This is a genomic window from Bacteroides muris (ex Fokt et al. 2023), assembly GCF_024704895.1.
GTDB classification, from domain to species: Bacteria; Bacteroidota; Bacteroidia; order Bacteroidales; family Bacteroidaceae; genus Bacteroides; species Bacteroides muris.
In genome coordinates, this window is the sequence record NZ_JAMZEE010000046.1 from 23,920 (window position 1) to 34,449 (window position 10,530).

The 10,530-nt window shown below is 42.1% G+C and carries 9 protein-coding genes and 7 pseudogenes; 3 read left to right on the forward strand and 13 right to left on the reverse strand.

Annotated elements, in window-relative coordinates; translation table 11 throughout:
• Window positions 1-99 precede the first annotated feature (99 nt).
• Window positions 100-858, forward strand: a pseudogene (locus tag M1B78_RS15400) (transposase); the annotation flags it as partial.
• A 136-nt stretch (window positions 859-994) separates the two neighbouring features.
• Here the strand turns inward: M1B78_RS15400 and M1B78_RS15405 are convergent.
• The 10 genes and pseudogenes from M1B78_RS15405 to M1B78_RS15455 all read right to left on the reverse strand — a co-directional run.
• Entirely contained in the window at window positions 995-1,708 is a 714-nt protein-coding gene (locus M1B78_RS15405) for a tetratricopeptide repeat protein (protein ID WP_257941146.1), read from the reverse strand.
• Window positions 1,709-2,050: 342 nt separating this feature from the next.
• Window positions 2,051-2,368 (reverse strand): annotated as a pseudogene (locus M1B78_RS15410) (head fiber protein); the annotation flags it as partial.
• A gap of 2 nt (window positions 2,369-2,370) precedes the next feature.
• Window positions 2,371-2,970 (reverse strand): hypothetical protein, encoded by a 600-nt coding sequence (locus M1B78_RS15415; protein ID WP_176469637.1) that lies wholly within the window; start codon window positions 2,968-2,970, stop codon window positions 2,371-2,373.
• Window positions 2,971-3,223: 253 nt separating this feature from the next.
• Window positions 3,224-3,412, reverse strand: coding sequence for a hypothetical protein (locus tag M1B78_RS15425; protein WP_246866948.1), 189 nt, complete (start codon window positions 3,410-3,412; stop codon window positions 3,224-3,226).
• On the reverse strand, window positions 3,400-3,702 hold the full coding sequence (locus tag M1B78_RS15430; protein WP_257941147.1) for a transposase: 303 nt from the start codon (window positions 3,700-3,702) through the stop codon (window positions 3,400-3,402). The genes M1B78_RS15425 and M1B78_RS15430 overlap by 13 nt, the downstream gene beginning before the upstream one ends.
• A 169-nt stretch (window positions 3,703-3,871) precedes the next feature.
• Window positions 3,872-4,234 carry a helix-turn-helix domain-containing protein gene (locus M1B78_RS15435; RefSeq protein WP_136010795.1) on the reverse strand — a complete coding sequence of 121 codons (363 nt, stop codon included), beginning with the start codon at window positions 4,232-4,234 and terminating at the stop codon, window positions 3,872-3,874.
• 11 nt (window positions 4,235-4,245) lie between these two features.
• Window positions 4,246-4,395 (reverse strand): annotated as a pseudogene (locus M1B78_RS15440) (type II toxin-antitoxin system HigB family toxin); the annotation flags it as partial.
• A gap of 127 nt (window positions 4,396-4,522) precedes the next feature.
• Complete coding sequence (locus tag M1B78_RS15445) at window positions 4,523-5,356, reverse strand: ISAs1 family transposase (RefSeq protein WP_257941148.1); 834 nt, start codon at window positions 5,354-5,356, stop codon at window positions 4,523-4,525.
• Between the two features lie 15 nt (window positions 5,357-5,371).
• Window positions 5,372-5,845, reverse strand: a complete 474-nt coding sequence (locus M1B78_RS18795; protein ID WP_346015123.1) for a transposase family protein — start codon at window positions 5,843-5,845, stop codon at window positions 5,372-5,374.
• A 74-nt stretch (window positions 5,846-5,919) separates the two neighbouring features.
• A pseudogene (locus tag M1B78_RS15455) lies at window positions 5,920-6,084 on the reverse strand (type II toxin-antitoxin system HigB family toxin); the annotation flags it as partial.
• 97 nt (window positions 6,085-6,181) lie between these two features.
• Between M1B78_RS15455 and M1B78_RS15460 the strand changes: the two are divergent.
• Together M1B78_RS15460 and M1B78_RS15465 are read left to right on the forward strand one after the other, a co-directional pair.
• On the forward strand, window positions 6,182-6,595 hold the full coding sequence (locus tag M1B78_RS15460; protein ID WP_257941150.1) for a helix-turn-helix domain-containing protein: 414 nt from the start codon (window positions 6,182-6,184) through the stop codon (window positions 6,593-6,595).
• A complete protein-coding gene (locus M1B78_RS15465) occupies window positions 6,565-7,194 on the forward strand; it encodes a transposase (RefSeq protein WP_257941153.1) in 630 nt (209 codons plus the stop codon). Before M1B78_RS15460 ends, M1B78_RS15465 begins: the two co-directional genes overlap by 31 nt.
• Window positions 7,195-7,334: 140 nt before the next feature.
• Here M1B78_RS15465 and M1B78_RS15470 read toward each other — a convergent pair.
• From M1B78_RS15470 to tnpC, 3 pseudogenes are all read right to left on the reverse strand, one after another.
• Window positions 7,335-8,071, reverse strand: a pseudogene (locus M1B78_RS15470) (hypothetical protein).
• Between the two features lie 11 nt (window positions 8,072-8,082).
• Window positions 8,083-8,664, reverse strand: a pseudogene (locus M1B78_RS15475) (terminase large subunit); the annotation flags it as partial.
• Between the two features lie 84 nt (window positions 8,665-8,748).
• Window positions 8,749-10,347 (reverse strand): annotated as a pseudogene (gene tnpC / locus M1B78_RS15480) (IS66 family transposase); the annotation flags it as partial.
• Window positions 10,348-10,530 lie beyond the last annotated feature (183 nt).

Genomic DNA, 10,530 nt, shown 5'->3' on the forward strand with positions numbered 1-10,530 from the left:
TGGCACAACCTCTTTTTATGCACAAAGCCCCGACTTTCACAAGCCCGGGCTTTGTTATTACCCAAAGTTTTTGTGTCTTTAGGCATAAAGTTTTTCGTTATGGCAAAGTTACATTTTCGTCCTTACATTCCCAACCCAACAGTTCTTTTTCCCGGAAGAATTGATGAAAACATAGCAGCGAACAATCCGGTTCGCATAGTTAATACTGTTGTTGATAACCTCAATCTTGACAATTTCAAGAAGCTTTATAAGGCAACCGGTCGTTGTCCTTATCATCCTGAAATGATGCTTAAAGTGATTATCTATGCCTACATGAACAATATCTATTCGTGCCGGAAAATAGAGAAGCTTCTCCTGCGTGACATTCATTATATCCGGCTTTCCGGTAATGAACATCCGGATTTTATTACCATCAACCGTTTTTGAAACCGTGTAGAAAAGGAAATAAATACCGTATTCACGCAGTTGGTTCTTGTCCTTGCCGACAATGGTACAAAGCTGATGGATAAGATCCGCATTCTCCTGGAGCAGGTGGATGAAGTCATAGCCCAAGAGAACTCCATGAAAGACACACCCGTAGAGTTCACTCCCGCCATGCTCTCAGATATAGTGAATGGACTTAAAGAGGTGCTGGAACACCAGCCTGTAACAAAGGACAAGGAACAAAAGAAAGTCATCCGGGAAAAGAAGAAACAGGTCCGGGAACTTGAGCAGTACCGTGACAAGTTGATGGAATACGACAACCATCTTGATACTCTTGGAGAACGCAACTCTTACTCCAAGACCAATCCTGATGCCACCTTCATGCGCATGAAAGAAGACGCCATGAGAAATGGGCAGACCAAACCCGGATATAATCAGACCACGTGTGACTCAAAATACGTCGAATATTAAGCCTTATTACCTAATTACTGGAAAAATAGTCGCATAGACAAAAAAAGAAGGGGATGTGCCTTAGTTTTGACACATCCCCCTCTTTTTATTTAGGAGCCTTTTATTTCAATTGACTGTCGATGAAGTTCAACATTGTTTTTGCATTATCCATCATCTTCTTTTGAGCTGGTTTGTCTACAGAGAGCAATGGAATAAGTTTACCCAAATATTCTTTGGCTTCCTTGAATTCAACTTTTGCTTTTTCTACATCTGTTTTCATGGTATTGGCACCCTTGCTATAATATAAAGAACCCAGACTATTAAGCGCATTTACATTATCTGCTTGGATAGCTATGGCCTGTTTAAATGCTTCTTCGGCTGCATCCATCTTTTTGGCTTTCTGCGCCATAATACCTTGATTTACGTAATAAGTGGCATACAATTTAGTCAAAGTCTTATTACCGGGATTTACTTCCAATCCTTCCTTTAAAGTAGCAATATACTCATCATTTTTCTTCAAATCTTTCAAAGCGCTGACTTTACCTATGTAAGCATTTGCCAAGTTATACTTTTTCTGCACAGCAATATCAAAATACTTCAAAGCTTCGGCAGGTTTCTTAATCTTATCGGCACAAACACCACAGTTATATGCAATTACAGAATCTTGATTGTTTGTTTGTGTCAGATAAGTACTAAATTTTGTGTAAGCTTCCTGATAATTTTTAGCTTCAAGAGCAGCTTTACCATCATTGACCAACTGGGCAGGGTCAGCATTCTGCGCAAAGAAACTCGTAACTGCACAACATAGTGCGATAGATAAGATTAATTTTTTCATATGCTTTAATTCATTTAAAAGTTGATTTTCAAAGTTAGTTTACAATGGCATAGAAGCAAAAACTTTTTACTTCTTTTAAGGTTTTTAGCACAGTCATAACAAGTGTTATTTTACGTAAAAGAAATATCTGAACACGGCTTTTCCATTTAAGTTTTTATTTAGTGGAACAATTCCCTCTACCCATACCAGTACGATATAGAAACTAGTTCCATTATTGATAATCAAAGGTCTACAAATATATCAAATTTATTTGGGGGACGTTCCTGACCAATAAAGACGGCCATGGAGGCAAAGATACATTGGCAGTAGCCATTCCCGGAACAAAAAGCGACAAGATCATATCATTGCCGTTACTTCTGCACCTTTCTTGCCGCTTCCGATAAACATGCCCACATAAGCCAGAGAATCCTTTGCTATCTTGATAGACAAAGCCTCTCCACCAGTAGTATAGGCTTCCACAACTCTCACATTGATTACCGCATAAGCGAACTTGTTTTTCAAGTCCGCACAAATCGGCGTAAATCCGGAAAGAAAACTTCCCACTACCAGGTTCTGCGTGTCGAGTTTGAACGGGCCACGTCTACGAATACCGGTCTGGACATCGTGGCGTTCCTCTTGCTCAACGGGCGGAACTAAGTCATACTTAAATCCTGATGACATAATTAATTCTTGTTTTGTTCAACAATAGTTTTCGTTCTCTCGTCAATCATCTTAGCGATAGATTCAGATTCTTTCTCAATCTTCTCTTCCGCCGTTTCGGGAGGGGTTACGCCCTTGAAGTATGCATCCAAGTCCTCATCGTCCTTAATGGCGCATCGTTTGGCGTAGTTTTCGGGAATACCATATTCCTTAGCCTTTGCCAAAATCTGCTGGCTACGTGTTGCTTGAGCCTTTTCCATTTCAAACTGTGTTAGCTTGTCAGAAAGGCTCTTGTTGGAATCAATTAAGGCTTGCGCCCATGCAGGCACATCGTCTTTATTTTCTTCCGTTTTGGTGGTTGTGGTAGTCTCAATTGGCTTACCGTCTTTAAGGTTATGTCTCTTCTCGTAGTTGGAAACTGCGGTCTTGGAAGCATCCCCGGCACGGAAATCACCATAGGAATTAAGCACGTCCGGAAAACTGATACCCTCAACAACGGAGTTTACCTTTGTCTCGTCCGTTACACCCTCTGCCTTTTTAGTAGCTATTCGGGTCAAGATAGCAGTGTCCACCCCAGCGAATTTCTGTTGTAGCCCTGCCAAGATTTGTTCTAAGATTGTCATACCGTATGAATTTGATTTATAAATTTCTACGGTAAATTTCGTTATTTATAAAGAAGATGAAAAATTATCAGATAGGTGATACACGACAATAAGAGCCTGTTTAAATTTTCTTCAATAATAATCTTATAGTGGCTAATTTGACCATTTCCTCTGCCGAATCGAATGTTAGTTCATAGTTTCGGCAGAGCCTTCTATTGTAATCCATCCATGAGAATGTTCTTTCCACAATCCATCTCTTTTGAATGGGTCTGAATCACTGTTCCTTGTACGCGCTGATAACAACCTGAATGACATATCCGAATTTCTTTCTTATGTTATCGACAAGTTCTCCTCGGTAACCTCCATCGACAAGGATGTTTTTTACACTGGAGCACATCTCCTTAAGAACCCTCATCAGCAAATAAGCGGCTTTACTGTCATGCACATTAGCTATGGTGACCATAACGGCAATAAGAAAGCCATGCTTTGACCACGTTTCACACGTACATGCCCACGTAATTTCTCTAACAACAAGTCAAAATCCAATTGAGAGGCCCATTTGCGATAGTAGTAATAGACCAACTGCCACTTGGGAAAGTCAAGAGGAAGCATCCGCCATTGACAACCTGTCTTTACCAGGTAAAATATAGCGTTCCAAATCAATCGCAAATCATATTTTCGCTTTCTTTCTTGCAGGTTCAATACTTTTGTTATATATTGCCAATCGGTTTCCGTTAAATCTGTATGATACATCTTTTTTTAAGTTTGGTCGCTTCAAAGAAAGAAATAATCTGGCGGATACGGAAACCTCTTTAGAAAAAGATTTCAGGCATTTTTAAACAGGCTCTAAAACGATTGTCGTAAAATTGTATAAAAAAAGGCGTGATAACAGTCACACCTAAATATTCTTCTTATGAACTAATCAGAAACCCAACATCGCGGCTGGAGGTATATTCAGCACTCGACATAGCAATCTCGCAATTCTGAGGGTCGGTTCCGAACGTCCAGAAATATAGTCATTCACACGCGATGGACTTATACCAATCTCACCAGCAAGTTGCTTTTGACTCATCCCTTTCTCTTCAAGAGATAGCTCTATCAATTCCGCAACAGTCGGTTTTTCTATCGGATAATGTTCTTTTTCATATGCTATCACAATATCGGACATAAGTGTAAGCTCCACCGCATTCTTATCATTTGAAGGCGTATTGTCATCAACCAATGGCAGAAGTTCCTCCACTCTCGCCAAAGCAAATTCATACTGTTCTTTTGTTACTTTATTCATACTTCTATCTCTTAAATGGTTGAACAATCTATCTTATTGTAATCTTTATGAGTACCAACCCAGCGAATGAAGACATACCCAATTGTAAACTTAACAACGACAACCAACCGATAGTTGTTGCCTCTGATATTGAATACATAGTGTTGATTACCTACATAATCAACCACGGCTCTTTCATTTAAGATAAAAATAAAGACATATTATCCCTTACCCGGTTTGTTGAGAATCGGGTGATTTTTTTATGATTGTACTTCAAGCAGTTATCTTTTTCTAAAAATCAGATTTATTTCATTTTTGGTAAAGAAACCGCATTAATCGGGTAAAACTCATTGAGACATGGCGCATAAGTTCTGCCACGCCTTTTCTCTTGTCAGATCGCTTTTTGCGCAACCCTTTCCATATAGAAAATACCGAGTAGACAATTCTTTGTATTGTATCAAGGTTGCGGGCGGCCTTTGCCGACTTGCGCTTCACCTTGTCTTGCAGCAGATTTACATCCAGTCCCCAATGCATACTTTCTATCGACCAGTGATGGCGCACAATGGAACCCATGGAGGGCGTGTCAGCCGGCAGACTGCTCACATACAGACGTTTTTCACGTGTATTTATCGCGGTCGTCTTTCTGACGGTCTGGGCCATGTATTCTATAATCGTCATGTTTCCGCCCCATTTCTCCTTGTCGGCAATAATTTCGAGACCGTCATATATGTTGTATGTTCTTGTCTCGATTCTTCCATGACCGAGTTCGGGACCATCAGTATAAGAATATAGCGGCTTATACTCTTTGAGTCTGTCTTCCACTCCGTAACGTAGCGAAGGCTGGTTGGCCTTGAGTTCAATGAGAAAATCAGCACCTTTACCTCTTATCCTGTCTATGATGTCCTTTTGCATGGACATGGCGTCGGCTGTCACAGTCTTTCCGGCAAAATCAAGTTTGTCGATAAGTTGTGGGATAGCCTTTATTTCATTGCTTTTCTCCGGACAGGCCTCTGTTGCCAGCGTTATGCCTGTGTTGAACGAGTAAGCCGACACGATATCCGGATTTCGTCCGTTCGCCAGAACCGTGCCCCGCTCGGCCTTGCCGTCAATACAGATTATCTCCCGCCCGGATCGGCTACACAACTGAGCATGAAACACTTAGACAAATCCCTGCATCCTGTCGGCCATGGCGCAGTCATTTATCCCACTATCTACTCGGCAAAGGGTCGCTTCGGACGGTACTCCATTTTTCAACATCCCCATTTTGCGGAACTTTTTGATATTGTGTTTGCCGAAAGCAATTATATCAGCACGACCGACAAATCCAGAGGCACGACCAAGTACCATCAGCATTATGATATCCCGGAGTCTGTGACGGTGGTTTCCCTTGTCTGTTCTGCGGAAATCCGGCACTGACGAGGCAAAATCAACCAGTCTGTCCATGATGCTGCACGCAGGGTAAAAACGATGTTTCTTTTTAATATATATTAAACCGAAAATATTGCATATCAGGCGAATAATGCGTATTTTCGCGTAGCGAAAATCGAAGCAGAAGAGCCTTCTCGGCCACTCCGCCTCTTTTTTAAATTTTAATTTTATGATAAAGAAACACCGAAGGCGGTGCTTCGGCATCGCTGTGTGCAAAGGTAGACATTTTCGCTATAAAATACCACTATTTTCGTAAACTTCGACCGATTTTAAATGAAAGAGCCGTGATAATCAACTGAAAGAAAATCCACTTTAATGTCTGATAGGTTCTTCCATTCAGCTTTTTCCGCTATATCATACCAACGTTCTAAGGCTATGCGTGAATCCTCATACCCTTTCGTCTCGTAGAACTCTTTCAATTTTCTATGTGATACAATTCTCATACCTCTCTTATTTGATGCAAAAATAAGTAGTTATTCATAATTATTTCACCTATGTCGAAATTACATTATCTTTGCCTCGAACAAAACTGCGTGATAAATGAAAATCAAGAAATTGGCGCTGAGCGGTTCCGAACGTCGGGAACTTACCACCGGTTTCCGGACAGGCGAAAGCCATTGTTTTCGTATACGTTGCCGCGCCATACTGCTCAAAGCAGAGGGCTTGAGTGCGCCCCAAGTGGGAGCACAAACGGAAATGACCGCCCAAACCGTTGGCAGTTGGGTCAAACGTTTCGAAAGCCAAGGAATCCAAGGATTATACACACGTCCGGGACAAGGTCGCAAAGCCATCATGGACTGTTCGGACGAGGAATCCGTGCGCAAAGCCATCGAATCGGACCGGCAGAGTGTGCGTGCAGCCAAAGAAGCCTGGCAGAATGCTTCGGGCAAGGAAGCGAGCGAATCGACGTTCAAACGTTTTTTATCCGCATTGGCGCAAGATATAGACGTATAAGAAAACGTCCTAAGGGTAAGCCCTCGCCGCTGCTCTATGCGTATAAGACCGAGAAGCTGCAAGAACTTGAAACACTTTTTGAAAAAGGCTCCATCGACCTCTTCTATGGTGACGAATCTCATATCTGCACGGAAGGCCATGTCCCTTATGGGTGGCAGTTTGCCGGAGAAGACGTTTACATTCCTGTCGAAAAAGCCAAACGGCTCAACATCTTTGGCATGATTGACAGGAATAACCGCTTTGAAGGATTCTGCACCTGCGATTCTGTCGATGTAGAGAAAGTTGTTGATTTCCTCGACAGATTCTCTTTCAAGCTCTACAGAAAGACATTTGTTGTCCTTGACAATGCAAGTGTACATCGTAATGAGAAAATAAAGCGAATGCGTCCAATATGGGAAAAACGGGGACTTTTTCTCTTCTACATTCCTCCATACTCTCCTCATTTGAACATTGTGGAGACCCTTTGGCGTATTATGAAAGGGAAATGGCTCCGACCACAGGATTATGTCACTACCGAATCGCTGTTTTATGCCACCAACAGGGCTTTGGCGGCGATAGGAACACGACTGAATATTAACTTTAGCCATTATGCTGCTTAATTTTGATTAGTTACTTAGGAATTAATTTTGAATTATAAAATTTTTCCAGAAAATATATTCTATAATATAGAATTTAGTAATAAAAAAGCAGAACTAAATTAGCTACGCTCAATAGTACTATAAAAACATGAAGCAATGAATTATCCCTTGGGGTTAGGAGACGCTGCATTGTTATTCTTTGCCGTTTGCTCCTCTTTGATTTCTGCAAGTTCCTCTTCTACCCTATCAGCATTCCCGGCAAACATGATTCCCTCACGTGTGGACCAAATGCCACCACTGACAGCGGAAAACGCAGTAGTCACCTTATCACTCAAATCATCAATCATATATGGAACCAGTTCTGTTTCTATGTCAATGGTCTGCGACGCCTTGCTAAACTCGGTTGGATTGATAGAACCTAAAGCGGAAAGCGGTTCCTGATGCTTTGCCTACCCCCTTCAACGTTTCAAAGGATATTCTTGGAGTGTTTGACATATCATAAGCCATGTTAGTAAGCGTTTCAGCTTCGAACTTAATTTTCATCATCGTCGGTCGGAGTACAATCCATCGACGGTTCAGTGCCGACTGTGAAAGCAGTTTGAATGTTCACTATATCCTGCTAAGGGATAGAGATACGGTTTACCGGTTCGGTCTTGTATTGTGCTTCGGTTTCGTAGGTCTTACCAGTCTTTTCATCAAAAACCTTCTCCGCTTCCTTTTCAAGCACTTTTCTATCCGGATACTTCTCTTTATCCACCATGATTTCATGGCGTTCCGGATTCCAATCGTCCCAAAGTTTACAACGGTCGGGAAGTTCGGTCTTTCTTCCTTTCTTTAGGTAGGTGATTTTCTGACCGATGTCAGACAGATTCAATATTTCTTCTAAACTCAATGGCATAATCTATAATTTTAGTGTGTGAATATTCCTGTTAAATCTTTCGGTTTCAAAATGCGTCCAAGCAAACAACCCAATACATAATATCTAATGGCATCCATCAAATGATTATATTCATCTACTGGCTCATTGATGTAGTTTCCATCCTTATCTTTGTCCCAAACATATTTCCGAAGTTTAGTAATAAGATTGTAAGAGCGTTCTGTTACAGAGAACTCCATGTCTTTAATCTTATCAATACCCGCTTTGATTGAACCGGGAAACTTATCTACCGGATAGATATTCACGCCTCTGTTCTTTATCTCTTGAATCAATCGAGGGTCTTGCGAATCGGCAAAAACTTTCATAGAGAAAGGCTTTAACCTGTTGGCAATAGCTGATGAAAGCATATCCGTCTCATAGAAAAGTTCATCAACATACAAACGGTTATCAATAATGCCACATCTTACAGCAGCGGAAGGATCATTAGTAAAGCCGAAGTCCTGCCCTATTCCTACCTTTTTGCATTCCTGCGAGAACTCTTTCACAATTCCCCACTTCTTGAACACAGCACCTTCCACCACGTCTGCCCAACGGCCGATAACCACATGAGCGTAATCATTCTATTTTCCGCCACGACAATTTTATCGGCTGTTTTTCAGCCGATAAAATAAAAATGCCCGCAAGAAAATATTTTTGTTTTAACATTCCGGTTTATAAAAACATGGCAGAAGAGTCTTCTTGTCACAGTCCTTACCATGAAGAATACATTCGAACAGGTGCTTCAGGTAATCCTGGGGGTCTATGCCATTAAGCTTGCAGCTTTCTATCAGAGAGAAGACGAATGCCGAGTTTTCTGCCGCATCCTCACTGCCTATGTCCATGCAGTTCTTGAGCAACAGCTTTACCGGTTTCATCCTTTGTTCACAGAGGTTGTTCGATATTTCCGCTGCACCGTCCTTGAGGATATTTCTCAGGGACTTCCACTGGTTTAACGTATAATTGGCAGCCTTTCTCATCAGTTCGTTAGCCATAATCTTCGCATCCTGCATCATCATGACCACCTTATGATGGATACTTTCAAGGATCGGTCCTGTAAGCTTCCGTCTTTTCCCCTTTATCTGCTCACCGCTGAGCTTCATGGTGCGGAACAGATCTTCATTCATGAACATATCGCCGATGGAGTCTATTATCTCCGTCGCTGTCCTGTCCGAAGGCAAGGCGTCAACCCACAACCTTCTGCAGTGCGTCCAGCATCCTATATGAAGCACCCTTGAGTCTTCTCCATCAAACATTCTGTAAACCGTATATCCGTCAGTGGACAGGGTCCCCATAAAATGTTCCAGGAACGACTTCGCCGCATCGGATGACCTGCTGCCGTTGTTATAGTGATAATAGACCATCTTCATATGCTTTGCAAAGAATGCCCATAAGTACTTTCTCCTGTAAGCCTTGCCTTCCTTTGTTTCGACGCCTACAAGTTCGGTCGTCTCATCAACCATAAGATATTCAGCCTGCTGTACAAACCCCTTGAATACCTCTCCGATAAAATCCTTGAGTTTGGCGATTCCGTTATGGATATAGCTGTTCAGTGTGGTGTTGCTTATGTGGATGCCCTCTCTGGCAAGCAGTCTTATCTGCCTGTTCTCCGGCATGCTGAAGTCGTATTTCAGACAGAGCAGACGGGCAAGCAGTTCAGGAGAGAAGATGCCTCCAAGGTCTTTCAGCGGATGTTCCATCGTGTTCGCGAAAGTGCCGTCCGCAAGCTTCACCCTTGCCACCTTGCAGACATGCTCCACGTTATGAGCCCTTACATGTTCTATGACCCTGTATTCCCACACATCAGGCATACCGTTGCGGTTCATGAAACGTCCTCCTTCGGGAAGCGTGTAATACTCGTCCACTTCATGTACTACTACTTTGTCAACTTTCAATTTGGTTTTCACGGCACGTGGTGCGGTTTCCTTTCTTCTTGAAGGTTTATTGCTCTGTGCAGTTGCGTTGTCGGAAGAGGTATTGCCGCCGGCTTCGTTACCATCGGCCTTATTATTATCATCATCATCCTCCTTGTCAGAACCGTCATACTCGGATTTCTCCATTGCAGACCTGTCAATGTTACGGTTGTTCAGCAGCCTTCTTTGCTCGGAAGTACGGCCGAAACGGTGTTTCCTGCTGTCCTCAAGCTGAAGCCTGAGACTGGAAATCTCGTTTGCCAGCATCCTGTTCACATCGTCTTTTGCATCAAGCTGCTTTCTCATAAGCTCCATTTCTTTCCTGTAATTTTCAACCGTAGCTGATTGCTTTTCGAGGGAATCTTTGAGGTCATTGAGAAGCTGTTTAAAATTTATTGAAGATAAACGTTATTGCAATGAATAATGTATTGTAAATCAGTAGGTTAATTGGAGATTTATTTGTAGCTTTATGAGTGTCAATCAATTAGAGTTATGGAACAATACTCAACTAACCTTACTGATAAACAGTGG